The organism is Pseudoruegeria sp. SK021 (assembly GCF_002119405.1).
Classification (GTDB): domain Bacteria; phylum Pseudomonadota; class Alphaproteobacteria; order Rhodobacterales; family Rhodobacteraceae; genus Meridianimarinicoccus.
In genome coordinates this window covers 37787-54246 of record NZ_MTBG01000020.1, presented here as the reverse complement: position 1 = coordinate 54246, position 16460 = coordinate 37787, and the positions used below count along the sequence as shown (strand labels likewise).

Genomic DNA, 16460 nt, shown 5'->3' with positions numbered 1-16460 from the left:
TGCTAATTCAAATCCCGTACATCGGTCAGATGGCCGGTCAAGGCTGCGGCCGCTGCCATCGCAGGGCTCAGCAAATGGGTCCGACCGCCCCGCCCCTGACGACCTTCGAAGTTACGATTCGATGTGGCCGCACAGCGCTCGCCCGGGCTCAGCTGGTCTGGGTTCATAGCAAGGCACATGGAACACCCTGCCAGACGCCATTCAAAACCCGCGTCCAGAAAAATTTCCGCCAAGCCTTCTTCTTCGGCTTGGGCCCGAACCAGACCCGAACCGGGCACGACCATGGCCCGCAAGCCGTCCTTGATTTTCTTGCCCTTCAGGATTTCAGCCGCAGCGCGCAGGTCCTCGATCCGACCATTGGTGCAAGAGCCGATAAAAACGGTGTCGATCGCGATTTGGCTCAGGGGCGTGCCCGGAACCAACCCCATATAGTCCAGCGACCGGCGCACAGCATCAACCTTGCCACCCGCGAAATCTTCGGGGAACGGCACGGTGCCGGTGATCGGCAACACGTCTTCTGGCGACGTGCCCCACGTAACGACCGGGGCGATATCTTCACCAGCGATGGTCAGAACCTTGTCCCAATGGGCGTCCTCGTCGCTGAACAAGGTTTCCCACCACGCCATGGCCTTGTCCCAGTCGGCACCTTTCGGGGCGTGGGGGCGGCCTTTGACATAGGCATAGGTGGTTTCATCTGGCGCGATCAGACCGGCGCGCGCGCCGCCTTCGATGGCCATGTTGCAGACCGTCATCCGGCCTTCCATGGACAGATTGCGGATCGCTTCGCCACAATATTCGATGACGTAACCGGTGCCGCCCGCAGTGCCGGTCTTGCCGATCACGGTGAGGGTAATATCCTTGGCCGTCACACCCGGGCGCAGCTTGCCGGTGATTTCGACCTTCATGTTCTTGGATTTCTTCTGGATCAGGGTCTGGGTCGCCAGAACATGTTCCACCTCAGAGGTGCCGATGCCGTGGGCCAAGGCACCGAACGCGCCATGGGTTGCGGTGTGGCTGTCGCCGCAGACCACGGTCATGCCCGGCAAGGTCCAGCCCTGCTCCGGTCCAACGATATGCACGATGCCCTGACGGACGTCGGACACTGGATAATAGTGAATGCCGAAGTCCTTGGCGTTCTTGTCCAGCGCCTCGACCTGAATGCGGCTTTCGACGTTATCGATGCCATTCACCCGGTCAAGCGTGGTCGGAACGTTATGATCCGGCACCGCGATGGTTTTATCGGGCGCGCGCACAGTGCGACCGGCCATGCGCAGACCTTCAAACGCCTGCGGGCTGGTCACTTCATGGACCAAATGGCGATCAATATAGATCAAACAGGTGCCATCTTCCGCTTCATCGGTCAGATGGGCGTTCCAGATCTTGTCATACAGTGTCTTGGCGGCGGTCATTTTGGTCCTCTCCCGCGGTCGTGTTCCGGCCTCGTGCCACGGGCGGGCCGCGCCCGGTGGCTGCGCAATCGCAGCACCGACACGACCACATCCAGACCACGGCGCCGCGCTGATGCGCGACAGTCAATGGCACGTTCCGGGATCATTGCTGTGCCATATCGCGTCCCTGTCCCACGTTCAAGACATTGAGCAGGGCCAAAGGCCCGACGATAGTTCGGCCATTACCCGCAGGAGGCCACCGTTCGACGTTGCGAGAAAGCGCGCTCACGTGCGACTGTGACAGGGAACACGCACCCACCAGACCCGGAGGAAGGCAGATTCTCAACGAACTCACCCTCTTTTGGGACCAAACCCTGAACTTTTTGTCGACCTTGGTCGTCCCTGGCTGGCGCCTGTATCAGGTGCTGATGATCGTCGGGCTGCTGGCAGTGTCCTTCGGCCTGAACGCCATCATTGGCCCGGCGCTGTATCAACGGATGCGTGCGTTAGAGGGGTTGCCGAAATGGCTGTTGCGGCTGTTGCTGGTCCTCTACCGACAGCTTCCCCTGATCCTGTTCGTCGGCTTAAGCTGGGCTACGGTCGTCGTCATCCGCGAAGTGACGTGGCCCGCCCGCAGTTATCTGGTGGGCATCGCCGCCTCGATCGCCACAGCGTGGCTGCTGGTCCGGCTGGCCGGGCAACTTGTGCGAAACCGGCTGCTGCGACGCTTGGTGACCACATCTTTGCTGATCTATGTGACCCTGTACTATCTCAGCCTCGACGATGATGCCGCGCGTGTCCTGAGCGATATCGCCCTCGATTTCGGGGATCTGAATCTCAACGCTCTCGCCGTCTTGAAGGTGCTGATCTTCACCTCGTTGCTGCTGGCCGGTGCGCGGCTTTTGGCACAGACAATTCGGCAACAGATTCACGCCAACGATGACATCACTCCGACCATGCAAGTGTTATTAATCAAACTCTTGCAAGTCGTTCTTTATGTCACCGCCTTCTTTATCGGCCTCAAGATCGTCGGGGTCGACCTGACCGGGCTAGCATTTCTATCCGGCGCCATAGGTTTAGGGGTCGGTTTTGGCCTGCAAAAAATCGTCTCCAATCTGGTTTCCGGCGTGATCATCCTGCTGGACAAGTCAATCAAGCCCGGCGACGTCATCTCGCTGGGCGAAACCTTCGGCTGGATCAACGCCTTGGGCGCGCGCTATGTGTCCATCACCACGCGGGACGGCAAGGAATTCCTGATCCCCAACGAAGACCTGATTACCGGGCAAGTGGTCAACTGGTCCCATTCCGACGAATTCGTCCGTCTCGACATCTTTTTCGGCACCGCTTATGGCGACGATCCGCATCTGGTGCGCGAGGTCGCCGTTGCCGCAGCCGGCAGTGTCCCGCGGGTTTTGAACAGCCGCAAGCCGGTCTGCCATATTGTTGGGTTTGGCGACTCGTCCGTCGATTACATCCTGCGGTTCTGGATCACCGACCCGTCTGGCGGCCTGACCAACGTGCGCGGCGCGGTCTTTCTGGCGCTATGGGACGCGTTCCGCGACAACAGCATCACCATCCCCTTTCCGCAACGCGAAGTGACCCTTATGTCAGGCAGCCCCGTTCAAACCAAACCCGCATCTGAATGATGCGCTACGCCTTTTACACCGTTTTCTTATTGGCTTTATCCTTGTCGGGATGCGCCCAGATGCCCCCCGGGGCCAGTCTGGACTTCGATATTGAGTCGTTCGTCGACATGAACCCGGCGGACTTCCGGCTGCGCAGCACTGTTCCCGCCGGGCTGGACTTCACCGGCGACGCCGAGTTCCATCTCAGAGTGTTGCTGCCGAACGACAACATTCTGTCCGACCGCGTCTATGACCTGCGCCAAGTTGCCTCTGGCACCGACCCCGCAACGGGGCGCAATCGGATCGACTTTGCTCTGCGGCCTGCGGATGAATCGACCTTTCATCTGCAGCAAAGTGCGCTGTTGTCATCGTTGGTCGCGGGGTTCGTAAACCTGCAATCGGACCAGACATCACTGGGGATTTGCCAGCGACGCACGTCCGGGCCACTTCTGGGGCACGTCACCATGGACTGGCGCGATTCCGGGCGCGATTTAACGATCGCCAGCATTACTGTCTCCACCAAATCGCTTGTCGACGGCCTGCATGGCGGCCTCGAGCTGTGCCTCCACTAAGCCTTGGCACTGAACCTGCGCGGCTGACATTGAGATTTTATCCCGAAGATGCTATATCAGGGTCACACGCGCGCCGGTGTCTTGCGGCGCTCAATTTCTGGAGGACACCATCCTGTCCCACTTAGCCCAGGCGGCCATGCCCATGACCGCACCCCATGCGCCCGGTTCGGGCGTTCACACGACGTCGAAGAGCGACGACATCCTCGCGCGGATCATGTCTTCTCTCTCAGATGACAAAGCCGAAGACGTGGTCAGCATCGATCTGCGTGGACGGTCCGAAATTGCCGATCACATGGTCATTGGAACCGGTCGCTCGTCGCGTCAGGTTGCTGCCATGGCAGAAAAGTTGACTGAGCGTCTCAAGCAAGACCTGAGCGTCAGCTGCAAAGTCGAAGGCAAGTTCCCCGGCGACTGGGTTTTGATCGACACCGGCGATGTGATCGTACACCTGTTCCGCCCTGAAGTCCGCGATTTCTATCAGCTTGAGAAGATGTGGATGCCGACCGGATCGGGCCAAGCCTGATCTCGTCTGGTTGCTGACGTTATGAAACTGACCATTCTTGCAGTCGGTAAGATGCGCGCGGGCCCTGAGCTGGCACTGGTCGACGACTATCTCACGCGGTTCGATCGGACTGGTCGCGCGTTGGGCTTGGGCCCGGCGCGCATTGTCGAGGTTGAAGACCGCAAAGGCGGCGGTCCCGCGGCAGAGGCACAGTTGCTAGACAAAGCCTGCCCCAATGGCGCGGTGCGACTGGCGCTGGATGAACGCGGCGCCCAGATGTCATCGCCGGATTTTGCCAACCTTTTGGCAAAATGGCGCGATGACGGACGCAGCGATCTGGCGGTGATGATCGGTGGAGCCGACGGCTTCGATCCGGCCTTTCGCAAGGGGGCTGACCGCTTGCTTTCGTTCGGGCCAATGGTCTGGCCACATATGATGGTGCGGGTCATGCTGGCCGAGCAACTATACCGCGCCAGCAGCATTCTGGCCGGCGCCCCGTATCATCGCGTATGACACTCCCCCCGCACCTCGTATCATTCGGGCACGGATATTCCGCCCGAGCGCTCGCGCCGCTATTGCTGGCCAAGGGGTGGCAGATCACTGGGACAACCCGCGATCCGGGCACAGCCAACGCCCTGCGCGCAACCGGGATCACGCCCTTTTTGTGGGGGGATCAAGACCCTGCCCCATTGTTGGCTTCGGCCACACATCTGCTGATTTCAGCAGCCCCCTCGGCGACCGGCGACCCCACCCTAGAGACCTTTGGCCCTAGCATTGCCGCAGCCGCGCCGCAGTTGTCCTGGGTTGGCTATTTGTCTACCACCGGCGTTTATGGCGACCACGGCGGCGCTTGGGTCGACGAAGACACCCCCCTGACCCCCAGCACGACCCGCGGCGCGCACCGTGTCATGGCCGAAGCCGCGTGGCGGGATCTGGCCCGCCGGACCGGGCTTCCCTTGCACATTTTTCGCCTCGCTGGGATTTACGGCCCCGGTCGCGGCCCTTTCGCCAAGGTCCGCGCCGGAAGCGCGCGCCAGATCATCAAGCCCGGACAGGTGTTCAGCCGCATTCACGTGGCGGATATCGCGCAGGCCCTCCATGCGTCGATCCATGCCCCCGCGCCGGGCGCGATTTATAATCTATGCGATAATGATCCGGCCCCGCCACAAGACGTTCTGGCCTATGCAGCACAGTTGCTGAACTTGCCCCCGCCGCCAGTCGAGGCGTGGGAAGAGGCCGAAATGACCCCGATGGCGCGCAGCTTTTATGCCGAAAGCAAGCGGGTCCACAACGACCGCATCAAGCGCGATCTCGGCCTGCGTCTGCTGTTTCCAGATTATCGCTCTGGATTGCGGTCCCTGCTGAGCGAAGAACAGGCCACCAGTCGCGCCGCAGCCCAGAACAGCCCGACAAAAACCACCCCGCTTGCGTAGGTGAGCCCGTAAAAGCGCAACCGCGCCGCCAGCGGCATGTCGTTGAGAAACGGATACGGCAATCCCGAAGTGACCGTGCCAACCGGGGTCAGATTCAACGGCGCCACCAGCACTTCGGCCCACAGAACATAGATCACCACCAACGCGCCCAGCCAGACAGCGGTGCACAGTGGGAACCGAAACGCCCGTTTCAGGAAAAGCACGTCAATCCATTGCAACACCGGCCCGGCCAGATGCAGATAATATTCACGGTAGCCCGCAATCTGAGTGTCGCCATTCACCAACGCCGGATCGGTGAAATACAGCCGCCAATAGGAGGCAACGACAAGGGCGTTCAGCACCGCCACTACCGACCCGAACACCGCGCCCGGATCGCCGAGAGCCCCATACCGGGCGGTCCGCATCATAGCCGCCGCAATCAGACTTCCGGTCAGCGCCCAGATCGTCAGATAGCGAAACTGTCAGCCGAACGCCCCCAGCTGATCGGCACCGAACCGGTCTACGAAATAGAACGCGGCCAGTGCCAGAACGATCAGACGGTAAGTCCGAACAAGCGTGCGGCTTAGGGGCGGCGCAAGGGGCAACGCCTCAGACGCGCGCTTTGGCCAGATTTTCGACGCCGAGAACTTCCAGAACCTTTGCCTCGATATCAGCCGCGGACATGCCCGCGCTCGCATACATATCCTCGGGGCTGGCCTGATCGATGAAGGTATCCGGGAACACCATTGACCGGAACCGAAGTCCGCCGTCAAACACGCCCGCATCGGCCAGAAGCTGGGCAACGTGGCTGCCAAAGCCGCCCACCGCCCCTTCCTCGATGGTGATCAGGGCTTCATGCTCGGCCGCCAGTTTCAGGATCATGTCCCGGTCCAGAGGTTTCGCAAACCGCGCATCTGCCACGGTCGGCGTGATCCCGCGCCGACTCAGGGCATCCACGGCGCGCTGGACTTCGGCAAGCCGGGCACCGAACGACAGGATCGCGACCCGTTGACCACGGCTGACAATCCGGCCACGGCCGATTTCAAGCGGCGTGCCCCGTTCCGGCACATCCACACCCACCCCTTCGCCGCGCGGGAACCGCACCGCCGATGGACGGTCATCAATGCTGGCCGCCGTCGCCACCATATGCATCAGCTCAGCCTCATCCGCCGCAGCCATCACCACGAAATCGGGCAGATTGGTCAGAAACGCGATGTCGAAGCTGCCCGCGTGCGTGGGGCCATCCGCGCCGACCAGACCGGCCCGATCAATGGCAAAGCGCACCGGCAGACGCTGGATCGCCACGTCATGCACCACCTGATCATAACCGCGCTGCAGAAAGGTCGAGTACATCGCGCAAAACGGCTTCATGCCGCCCGCTGCCAGCCCGGCGGCAAAGGTTACGCCATGCTGTTCGGCAATGCCGACATCAAAGCACCGGCTGGGATAGCGTTCGGCAAACAGGTTCAACCCGGTCCCATCCGGCATCGCCGCAGTCACCGCGACCACCCGGTCATCCGCTGCGGCCTCGGCCAGCAAGGCCTTGGAAAAGACGGATGTGTAGGACGGCGCGTTACTGGCGGCCTTGGTCTGCTCACCGGTCATGACATCGAACTTGGCGCGGGCATGGCCACGATCCGCGCTGTTTTCGGCCGGACGATAGCCCTTGCCCTTCTTGGTGATGACATGCAGCAGGATCGGGCCCTGCGCCCGCGCCTTAACGGTCCGCAACACCGGCAAAAGCTGGTCCATGTCATGCCCGTCGATGGGACCGAGATAAGAAAACCCCAGCTCTTCAAACATGGTGCCGCCGACCGTCAGGTGCTTCAGCATGTCCTTGGCCCGACGCGCGCCTTCTTGCAGCGGCGGCGGCAACAGACTGACCGCGCCTTTGGCCGCCGATTTAAACTCTTGAAACGGCGTGCCAGCATAGAGGCGCGACAGATACGATGACATCGCCCCAACCGGCGGCGCGATGGACATCTCATTGTCATTCAGAACCACGATCAGGCGCTTTTTCAGGTGCCCGGCATTGTTCAGCGCCTCAAACGCCATCCCTGCCGACATCGCGCCATCCCCGATCACCGCAATCGCATCGCCGATGCCGTGTTCGGGCGCACCGCCCAGATCACGCGCCACTGCGAACCCAAGCGCCGCCGAGATCGAGGTCGACGAATGCGCCGTGCCAAACGGATCGTATGGGCTTTCCTTGCGCTTGGTGAATCCGCTGAGGCCATCCTTTTGCCGCAGCGTCCGAATTCTGTCGCGCCGTCCGGTCAGAATCTTGTGCGGATAGGCCTGATGCCCAACATCCCAGATCACTTTGTCATGGGGCGTATCGAACACAGCATGCAGCGCCACGGTCAATTCCACCACCCCAAGCCCGGCCCCCAAATGGCCACCAGTCACAGAAACGGCACTGATGGTTTCGGCCCGCACCTCATCGGCCAGCCGGGCCAAATCAGCATCAGACAACGCCTTCAGGTCAGCCGGTCCGGCAACCTGATCGAGCAACGGGGTAATCGGGCGATCTGCCATGGCACTTATCCTCCGGCTTGGTCAGCCACGATGCCTCAATCGAGACATCGCCAGTCACCCCTCTTGGGCAATCAATAGTCTCGCGAGATAACGAAATGTGCGGTCTGCCGCAAGCGATCCGCGTCTGCCCCGTAAGGGTCGAGCGCGGCGCAGGCGGTATCGACTAGGTCGCGGGCACGACCCTGTGCCGCTTCCAGTCCCAGCAGGCTGACAAAGGTGGCCTTGCCCGCCCCCGCATCCTTGCGCAGACGCTTGCCGGCGCGGCTGGCATCGCCGGTCACGTCCAAAATGTCATCCGCAATCTGAAACGCCAGTCCAAGCGCGCTTGCATAGGTTCCCAACGGTGCCGGATCGGCCTGGGCCAGACGCGCCCCCGCCTCGGCGGACCAGCGGATCAACGCGCCGGTCTTGTTGCCCTGCAATGTCAGAATCTGCTCCAGCGTCAATGGCTGTGACGCGGTCTCCGCTGCCATGTCCTGCGCCTGTCCCAACACCATCCCGCCAATGCCGCTGGCCCTGGCCAATGTCGCCACCAGATCAATCCGCACGGCGGGATCCGGCGCACAAGCCTCACGCGCCAACAGCTCAAACGCCAGTGTTTGCAGGGCATCCCCCACCAGAACCGCAATGCCATCGTTCCATTTCTTATGGACCGTCGGCTGGCCGCGTCGCAGATCGTCGTCATCCATACAGGGCAGATCGTCATGCACCAGCGAGTAGGCGTGCAGCGCCTCGACCGATGCTGCCGCGATCACCGCTTGCTCCGGTTCGATCCCGTGCAAGCGCGCCGTTTCAAGCACCAGAAACCCGCGCAGCCGTTTGCCGCCGCGCAGCGCATACCGCATGCCCTGCGTCACCGGCACGTCGGCCGCATCGGCCAACACATCGTCGAAACAGGATTGAACCTGCGCAGCCGCAGTCGTCAGTGCCGCTTGGAACACCTCAGAGCCCGTCCACCGCCACAGTTCCCTTTGGCTGGCCGCTGTCATCCAGAGTGATCGCGGCGACCTTTTCCTCGGCAGCTTTCAGCCGATCTTCGCAATGGCGTTTCAGCGCCGCCCCGCGTTCGTAAAGGGTGATCGATTCTTCCAACGCCACGTCCCCGGCTTCCAGACGTCCGACCACGCGCTCAAGTTCCTTCATCGCTTGCTCGAACGTCATGTCCGCTACTGCTGTCTCGCTCATCCGTCTGTCCTTTTAACTCACTGCCGCATCGTGTTGGGCCATGAGACCCCGCAGATGGGCCGCAACACTGTCGCCCAAAGCCGGCAGATCATAGCCGCCTTCCAGACAGGAAACCAGCTTTCCGCCGCAATGTTCCTGCGCCAGCGCACACAGACGGTCGGTGATCCACGCAAAATCCTCGGTCTCTAAATTCATCTCTGCCAACGGGTCCGCCCGATGGGCATCAAACCCGGCCGAGAGAAGAATCAGATCCGGTCGCGCTGCCGCAATTGCCGGGATCACCTCGGCCTCGAACACAGCGCGATAGGCCGGGCCATCAGTACCTTGGGGCAGTGGCAGATTGACGATCTGATCATGGGCGCCCCGCTCAGACCGCGCGCCAGTGCCGGGATAAAGCGGGCTTTGATGCGTCGACACAAACAGAACGCCGGGCTGGTCCCACAACAAATCCTGCGTCCCGTTGCCGTGATGCACATCAAAATCCATGATCACGACACGCCGCAATCCATGCACAGCCAAAGCGTGCTGGGCCGCCACCGCGACCGTGCCGTACAGGCAAAACCCCATCGCCGTCTCCCGTTCGGCATGGTGTCCGGGTGGGCGCATGGCGACAAAGGCATTATCGGCCCCGCCGGTCAGGACCAAATCGACAGCCGCCACCGCCGCGCCCACCGCACGTCGGGCCGCCCGTTCGGATCCCGCCATGACATGGGTATCGCTATCCAGTTCCGCCCAGCCTCGCGCTGGCGCTGCGGCTGCGACCCGGTCGAGATAGCGTTGCGGATGACAGCGCAACAACGCGGCATCGGGGGCCAACGGCACCTCGGGGCGCAGCAGGCCAGAAAATTCCGGCTTCGACGCAAGGTTCGCAATCACGTTAAGCCGCGCCACCTGTTCCGGGTGCTCAGGCGGCGTTACATGTCCAAGCCCGTCGGGATGGAAAAAAAAAGCTGTTGTCATGAGGCTGACGCTAGCCGCCGCAGGTCAGTCTGTCACCAGCATATAGCCGGCACCGCGCACGGTTTGCAGATAGCGCGGTTGCTTCGGGTCCGCCTCAATCTTGCGGCGCAGCCGGGTGATCTGCACGTCGACCGCCCGTTCTTGGGCCTGCCCGCCCTCACGACCGGAATCGCGGCCCAGATCCTCGACCAGTTGCATTCGGCTCACCGGCTCTCCCAAGCTGGTCGAGAAAATCTTCATCAACTGGCTTTCGGTTGCCGTGAGCCGGATCAACTCTTCGCCCGACCACATCTCGCCGCGCTCAGTGTCATACCGCACCGGCCCAAGCGTCAGGACCTGAAGACCATTCGTTTCGGCCACGGGGGGCGGCACCCGGCGCAGGATGGCGTTGATCCTGAGCAACAATTCTTTCGGCTCGAACGGTTTCGGCAGGTAGTCGTCGGCGCCCGCTTCCAGACCTGCGATCCGATCGCCGGTTTCACCCTTGGCGGTCAGCAGCAAGATCGGTGTCGCAATGTCCTCGCGCAGGGATCGGGTCAGGCTGATCCCATCCTCTCCCGGCATCATGACATCCATGACGATCAGATCAAATTCCAATCCGGCCAACAACCGCCGGGCATGCGCCCCATCCCGGGCCGCCGTGACGCAAAAGCCGCTTCTGCTGAGAAATTTCTGCAGTAGGGTGCGGATGCGTTCGTCATCATCGACCACCAAAAGGTGTGTTTCTGGGACCTGTGCCATACCGCTTACTCCTTGAAGGTCCGAAAATGCCGCTGCATGTCGGGGTCCATCATTGCTTCCAGTACCTGCCGAAAGCCACTGACGGCTTCGGGCCCCACGGTGCGATACGCCGATCGCATCCGTTTTCGCTGGGCTTCGGACAGCGCCTTTTCCAAAGCCTCACCTGTGTCTGTCAGATGCAAGTGCCGCTCGCGTTTGTCGCGATGGCCCACCCGGCTTTCCACCAAGCCGTCCTCTATCAACGCTCGCAAAACCCGGTTCAGCGATTGCTTGGTCACCCCGAGAATTGCCAACAGGTTGTTCACCGTGGTTCCGTCGCACCGATTGATGAAATGCAGCGCGCGATGATGGGCCCGGCCATAGGAATATTCTTCCAACAGACGATCAGGATCGGACGTGAAGCCACGATAGGCAAAGAACATCGCCTCGATGCCCTTGCGCAACTGCTCGTCCGTCAGGAACAGCAGGTTCTCGCCGCCATTACCGCTGTGACCATCCATCTTGTCCTGCCTTCCCTTGCGGGCGGTCCGGTGTTCACAAACCGCCTGCGTGTGCATCATTTTACGTCAGCGTTATTGACTTTCCAAGGCTCAACCGATAGATCGCAACAGATTTCTCGTAATTTTCTGTCCGTACCGGACCTAAATTGCGCAATTTTCGTAAACTTTCCGCCAATTGCGGACAAACATAAAGGAATGGAATGATGGCCGGGGCCTATGATGATCGCGACGGGTTGATTTGGGTCGACGGCAAAATGGTGCCGTGGCGCGACGCCAAAGTTCATGTCCTGACGCACGCCCTTCACTATGCATCGTCCGTGTTTGAGGGCGAACGGGCCTATGGCGGCACGATTTTTGAATCTCGCCGCCATTCCGAGCGTCTGCGGAAGTCGGCAGAGTATATTGATTTTCAGATCCCGTGGACGGTGGATGAGATCGAAGCCGCGAAATACGAGGTGATGTCCGCCAACGGCCTGACCGATGCCTATGTCCGGGCCATCGCGTGGCGCGGCGCCGGCGATGACATGGGCGTTGCATCGGCACGAAACCCGGTCCGCATGGCTGTCGCGGCTTGGGAATGGGGCAACTATTACGGTGACGCCAAGACCAAGGGCGCGAAACTTGATATTTCGAAATGGCGTCGTCCCGCACCCGACACCATTCCGTGCCAAGCCAAGGCGGCCGGTCTGTATATGATCTGCACCATGTCCAAACATACGGCCGAGGCAAAAGGCTGTTCGGATGCGATGATGTTCGATTACCGCGGCTATGTCGCCGAGGCGACCGGGGCGAACATCTTCTTCGTCAAGAACGGCGAAGTGCATACGCCCACGCCAGATTGCTTTTTGAACGGCATCACCCGTCAGACCGTTGTGGAGATGCTGAAAGCGCGCAACGTCACCGTGCACGAGCGTCACATCATGCCGGAAGAGTTGGAAAGCTTTGAGCAATGCTGGCTGACAGGCACTGCTGCCGAAGTGACCCCGGTCGGCAAGATCGGGGACTACAACTTCGAAGTTGGCGCAATGGCGCGGGATATCTCGGATGCGTACGAAAAGCACGTCCGCGCCTAATCTCAGTCAGCCCCCCTGTGCGGTCACGCGCCGGGGGGCAATTCCTTGATTATTCCGGTTCGCTGGCTTCAATGCGGACGAATTCGCGCATCCGGCTTCCTTCCTGCCGTGACGGGGACCGCTGTTGTAGGGCGAGGGTCGCTGCGTTAGGCTGATGCGCCAAAGTTTCGCGCACGCTGGCTTCGATCAAACCGTTGCTTTTCGACGTGTCAGACTTGTCCAGAACATGTTTGGTCATAGAGTCCTCCTTCTACCTAGAAGCCGATTGTATCACGACTCCCCTACTGATGTGAGGTCGTTTTGCGGCGATTCAAGTCAGCGTCAGCCTTGGGGCGTCATTCCGGACTTGGCTTTTCCGCGCTGAAGACCCAGTTGTCTTTCGCGCCAGATGATCAGAACGCCGGCGGAAATCACGATCAGCGCGCCGCCAAGCATCCGGCCAGTCGGCACTTCTGCGAAAACCACATAGCCTAAGATCAACGCAAACAGCATCGACACATACTCAAACGGTGCGATCAAAGATGCGTCCGCGAAGCGATAGGCGGATGTCAGAAAAATTTGTCCAAAGCCCCCCAAAATTCCAGCGGACACCAGCAAGGCTGCGGCGCCCGCACTTGGCATAACCCAGCCATAGGGGATGGTCAGAAGCGACAACACCGTCGAGGTGATCGAAAACCAGAACACAATGGCGCTGGTCCGTTCTGTCCGTACCAAATTTCGAACGAAGACCTGTGCAAGCGCAGCAAAACAGGCCCCCATCAAGGCCAGAAGCGCCCCAATCGCCTGTCGATCCGCAATCTCTCCAGACAAAAGCGACATCCGCGGCGACAGCACGATCATCACCCCAAGCATCCCCAAGGCCACTGCGGACAGGCGATAGACCCCAACTTTTTCGTTCAAGAACATCGCGGCAAAAACGACCACCAGCAGCGGTGCGGTATAGCCAATGGCCGTCGCTTCAGGCAGCGGCAACAACCCCAGCGCGGCAAATGCCAGCCCCATTGCCAAAGTGCCGACGAAACCGCGCCAGACATGGGCCATGGGATTTGCAACCGTCAGCCCGACCGACAATTCGCCCCTTACGATCAGCCAAATCAGGATGACGGGCAGCGCAAAGAATGACCGAAAGAACACAGCTTCCCCTGCCGGAACCTCAGCCGACGCGGCTTTGATACAAGCCGCCATCGACACAAATGTAATCACCGACAGGATCTTTAGAATAATGCCATGAAACGGGGACATACGCGCTCCGGGATTCGGGGGAATTCAGGTCGTGCCTAGCCTCTGCCCGTCCAAAGCGCGAGTGTTACTTTTTGCCAGCCGCGGAAACCCGGCGCACCGCGATCAAGCCCACGATACCACTGGCCAACAGAACGACCGGCAATGGCAACGGCACGGGGGCCACCGTCGGGGCAATTGAAATCGCATCAATCAACCCTCCGTATGAATCGCTCAGCCCGCTGGCACCAAAGCGCAAACGATAGGTCCCCGCCGTTTGAACATTAAAAGCTTCAGACACTTGCGACCAAAATCCAATCGTTCGGGCGGTGGTGTCGCCCGGACCACCCACACTGCCCTGAAACAGCCCCGTCAACGAATAATTGATGCCATTGGTGCCCGAATTATTCGTGCGAGGGCCGTAAAAGAAGGTCATCACATAGTGCCCCACGTCCAGCAGCACGTCTTGGAACATGCTGGAATTGGAATTGCTGTCCAATTCGACATAGTGATTGCCGTCATAGGCATCGACCTCGGTCAATGTTCGGTTGCTTTGAATCTCAATCCCGGCGCCGCTGTCCGTGGTCCAGCCCGCAATCGAAGACCAGACATCCCAACTGCTGCCGGGGCCGGACATCAAATCATCAAAACGCTGTCCGTAATTCGATCCGGTTTGACTAAAGGTGTCCTCGAAACTGCCGTTTTCCACCACCGCTGCGGATGCAGGCAGACCCCAAAGAACCAGCCCCGTCAGGGCGCCTATCACGTTCCATATCATACCACCTACACTCCCCGGAAACCCACGCTGTCGCCGATCAGCCGCACTCTGATCGACATTCCGTGTGGTGTATCCCATCACCAGTTAATCCGGCGTTAGGGGCTGCGATGGTCGTTAAATTCCGAGATATATTCAGTGCGTTCAGGTTGGCTCACGCAATCGGGCCACAGCCCATTCGGCAGCATCCCGCACCGTCGGATCGTCGTCTTCAAGACGCGCGCGGGCTGTGGACACCAAACCCTGATCTGCCGAATTTCCAATCGCATACAGCACGTTGCGGACAAAACGGTTGCGGCCGATCCGCTTGATCGGAGACCCGCTGAACATTGCCCGGAACGCGGCATCATCAAGGCCACAGAGCAGTGACAGATGCGGGGCAGTCAGATCTTCCCGCGCCGCATAGCGCATTTCCGTCGCCGCCACAGCGAATTTATTCCACGGGCATACCGCCAAACAATCATCGCATCCATAGATCCGATTGCCCAATCGCGGCCGCAATTCCAGATCGACCGGACCGGCATGTTCAATCGTCAAATAGGAAACACAGCGCCGTGCATCCAATTGAAATGGTGCAGGAAACGCACCGGTCGGACACACATCCAGACAGGCGGTACAACTGCCGCAGGATTCGACCCCCGGTGCATCTGTCGGCAAGTCCAACGTGGTGAAGATTGCCCCCAGAAAGAACCAGTTCCCCAGATCTCTGCCTAAAAGATTGGTGTGCTTGCCTTGCCAGCCCAGTCCCGCCGCCGCCGCCAACGGTTTCTCCATCACCGGCGCTGTATCCACGAACACCTTGATTTCCGCACCCGGCGCCTGTTCGATCAACCAACGTCCGACCCGCTTTAGCCGTTTCTTAACCAAGTCGTGATAGTCGCGGTTGCGGGCATACACACTGATCGCGCCGCAGCTTGGCTGGTCCAGAACGGCAAGAGGGTCCTCGGCCGGGGTATAGGGTTCTGCAAGCATGATCACCGACCGCGCCTGCGGCCACAAAGCCGCCGGATCGCCGCGCCAGCCGGTTCGTTCCGCCATCCAGCCCATTTGGCCGTGCCGGTCTTGCGCGATGAAAGCCGCCAACCGCGCCGCAAGCTCCGGCACCGCATCAGGGCGACAAATGCCGGTCTTAGCGAAACCTTCAGTCCGGGCTTGGGCAATCAGGGCCGATTTCAGCGCAGCCCCATCCGTCCCCTCAGTCAGGGTCATGACACCTGACCACGCCGCAGGGTCAGAGCAGCAGGCCGCCGCGGATCAGAAATCCAGGTCGCTGTAGTGCGCCGCGGGCTGAAACCCAAGCACCTGATCGGCCAACAGGCTTCGGAACGCCGGGCGCGATTTAATCTTGGCGTACCAGTCCTTGACCACTGCATGCCGGTTCCAATCTACATCCGAAGTATAGTCCAACGATGACAGATGCGCCGCCCCGGCAAAATCCGCCAAGGTCATGACATCGCCTGCCAGCCAGCGCCGATGGTCCAGCAACTGGGCCATATAGTCCAGATGCGTCTTGATCCGGGTCACCCCGGCCTTGACGTTGCGACTGTCGGGATAGCCGGCGCCGGTGAGTTTTTTGTTCACCCGTTCGCCAAGGATCATCAGGGTGACTTCGCGGTAGAAGGTGTCGTCAAAGTACTGCACCAGCCGTCGCACCTCAAACCGCTCGCGCGGGTCCACCGGCATCAGCGCCGGGGTCGGATAGACTTCGTCAAGATACTCGCAGATCGGCCCGCTTTCCGCCAAAGTCAGCCCGTCGATTTTCAGAACCGGCACCTTGCCTGCGGGGTTGCGGCGCAGGAATTCCGCCGATTTTTCCCAATAGCGCTCTTCGTGCAGATCAACGTCGATCCTTTTCTCTGACAGCGTCAGACGGACCTTGCGGCAAAACGGCGATAGCGGGACGTGATATAGGACGGTCATGGGATGCTCATCAGGATAAGATGTCTGCCACCGTCTTGCCGCTTTGGCGCC

19 protein-coding genes are annotated in these 16460 nt (G+C 60.5%); 6 read left to right on the top strand and 13 right to left on the bottom strand.

Annotation, left to right across the window (positions count from 1 at the left end; translation table 11 throughout):
• Nucleotides 1-2: 2 nt before the first annotated feature.
• Nucleotides 3-1409, bottom strand: coding sequence for a 3-isopropylmalate dehydratase large subunit (leuC, locus tag BV911_RS12695; RefSeq protein WP_086053992.1), 1407 nt, complete (start codon nucleotides 1407-1409; stop codon nucleotides 3-5).
• A gap of 407 nt (nucleotides 1410-1816) precedes the next feature.
• On the opposite strand from leuC, the gene BV911_RS12690 reads away from it, so the two are divergent.
• The 5 genes from BV911_RS12690 to BV911_RS12670 all read left to right on the top strand — a co-directional run bounded on the left by BV911_RS12690 (nucleotide 1817) and on the right by BV911_RS12670 (nucleotide 5520).
• Nucleotides 1817-3034, top strand: coding sequence for a mechanosensitive ion channel family protein (locus tag BV911_RS12690; RefSeq protein ID WP_086054007.1), 1218 nt, complete (start codon nucleotides 1817-1819; stop codon nucleotides 3032-3034).
• Nucleotides 3035-3093: 59 nt separating this feature from the next.
• Nucleotides 3094-3585 carry a hypothetical protein gene (locus tag BV911_RS12685; RefSeq protein WP_139840080.1) on the top strand — a complete coding sequence of 164 codons (492 nt, stop codon included), beginning with the start codon at nucleotides 3094-3096 and terminating at the stop codon, nucleotides 3583-3585.
• 142 nt (nucleotides 3586-3727) lie between these two features.
• On the top strand, nucleotides 3728-4108 hold the full coding sequence (gene rsfS, locus BV911_RS12680) for a ribosome silencing factor (protein WP_086054006.1): 381 nt from the start codon (nucleotides 3728-3730) through the stop codon (nucleotides 4106-4108).
• A 21-nt stretch (nucleotides 4109-4129) separates the two neighbouring features.
• Complete coding sequence (rlmH, locus tag BV911_RS12675) at nucleotides 4130-4600, top strand: 23S rRNA (pseudouridine(1915)-N(3))-methyltransferase RlmH (RefSeq protein ID WP_086053990.1); 471 nt, start codon at nucleotides 4130-4132, stop codon at nucleotides 4598-4600.
• Nucleotides 4597-5520, top strand: a complete 924-nt coding sequence (locus BV911_RS12670; RefSeq protein WP_086053989.1) for an SDR family oxidoreductase — start codon at nucleotides 4597-4599, stop codon at nucleotides 5518-5520. Before rlmH ends, BV911_RS12670 begins: the two co-directional genes overlap by 4 nt.
• Here BV911_RS12670 and BV911_RS12665 read toward each other — a convergent pair.
• From BV911_RS12665 to BV911_RS12635, 7 genes are all read right to left on the bottom strand, one after another.
• Entirely contained in the window at nucleotides 5424-5927 is a 504-nt protein-coding gene (locus tag BV911_RS12665; protein WP_240512239.1) for an androgen-induced gene 1 family protein, read from the bottom strand. The genes BV911_RS12670 and BV911_RS12665 overlap by 97 nt on opposite strands.
• Before the next feature lie 181 nt (nucleotides 5928-6108).
• Nucleotides 6109-8037: a 1-deoxy-D-xylulose-5-phosphate synthase gene (gene dxs / locus BV911_RS12660; protein WP_086053987.1), complete on the bottom strand. Its 1929-nt coding sequence runs from the start codon at nucleotides 8035-8037 to the stop codon at nucleotides 6109-6111.
• 71 nt (nucleotides 8038-8108) lie between these two features.
• A complete protein-coding gene (locus BV911_RS12655) occupies nucleotides 8109-9026 on the bottom strand; it encodes a farnesyl diphosphate synthase (RefSeq protein WP_086053986.1) in 918 nt (305 codons plus the stop codon).
• On the bottom strand, nucleotides 8980-9222 hold the full coding sequence (locus BV911_RS12650; RefSeq protein ID WP_086053985.1) for an exodeoxyribonuclease VII small subunit: 243 nt from the start codon (nucleotides 9220-9222) through the stop codon (nucleotides 8980-8982). The genes BV911_RS12655 and BV911_RS12650 overlap by 47 nt, the downstream gene beginning before the upstream one ends.
• 12 nt (nucleotides 9223-9234) lie before the next feature.
• Complete coding sequence (locus tag BV911_RS12645) at nucleotides 9235-10182, bottom strand: histone deacetylase family protein (protein ID WP_086053984.1); 948 nt, start codon at nucleotides 10180-10182, stop codon at nucleotides 9235-9237.
• A 24-nt stretch (nucleotides 10183-10206) separates the two neighbouring features.
• Nucleotides 10207-10923 carry a response regulator gene (locus BV911_RS12640; protein WP_086053983.1) on the bottom strand — a complete coding sequence of 239 codons (717 nt, stop codon included), beginning with the start codon at nucleotides 10921-10923 and terminating at the stop codon, nucleotides 10207-10209.
• A 5-nt stretch (nucleotides 10924-10928) separates the two neighbouring features.
• Nucleotides 10929-11423: a MarR family winged helix-turn-helix transcriptional regulator gene (locus BV911_RS12635; protein ID WP_086053982.1), complete on the bottom strand. Its 495-nt coding sequence runs from the start codon at nucleotides 11421-11423 to the stop codon at nucleotides 10929-10931.
• A 203-nt stretch (nucleotides 11424-11626) separates the two neighbouring features.
• Between BV911_RS12635 and BV911_RS12630 the strand changes: the two genes are divergently transcribed.
• Entirely contained in the window at nucleotides 11627-12496 is an 870-nt protein-coding gene (locus BV911_RS12630) for a branched-chain amino acid aminotransferase (RefSeq protein ID WP_086053981.1), read from the top strand.
• A 49-nt stretch (nucleotides 12497-12545) separates the two neighbouring features.
• Here the strand turns inward: BV911_RS12630 and BV911_RS12625 are convergent, their stop codons facing one another.
• The 5 genes from BV911_RS12625 to BV911_RS12605 form a co-directional block, all read right to left on the bottom strand.
• On the bottom strand, nucleotides 12546-12734 hold the full coding sequence (locus BV911_RS12625) for a hypothetical protein (protein ID WP_086053980.1): 189 nt from the start codon (nucleotides 12732-12734) through the stop codon (nucleotides 12546-12548).
• 83 nt (nucleotides 12735-12817) lie between these two features.
• The gene (locus BV911_RS12620) at nucleotides 12818-13738 is read right to left on the bottom strand and encodes a DMT family transporter (protein WP_086053979.1); all 921 of its coding nucleotides are present in this window, start codon (nucleotides 13736-13738) and stop codon (nucleotides 12818-12820) included.
• 64 nt (nucleotides 13739-13802) lie between these two features.
• Complete coding sequence (locus tag BV911_RS12615; RefSeq protein ID WP_139840079.1) at nucleotides 13803-14480, bottom strand: hypothetical protein; 678 nt, start codon at nucleotides 14478-14480, stop codon at nucleotides 13803-13805.
• A gap of 153 nt (nucleotides 14481-14633) precedes the next feature.
• Nucleotides 14634-15698 (bottom strand): tRNA epoxyqueuosine(34) reductase QueG, encoded by a 1065-nt coding sequence (queG, locus tag BV911_RS12610; protein WP_086053977.1) that lies wholly within the window; start codon nucleotides 15696-15698, stop codon nucleotides 14634-14636.
• A gap of 45 nt (nucleotides 15699-15743) precedes the next feature.
• On the bottom strand, nucleotides 15744-16409 hold the full coding sequence (locus BV911_RS12605) for a glutathione S-transferase family protein (protein WP_086053976.1): 666 nt from the start codon (nucleotides 16407-16409) through the stop codon (nucleotides 15744-15746).
• Between the last annotated feature and the right edge of the window lie 51 nt (nucleotides 16410-16460).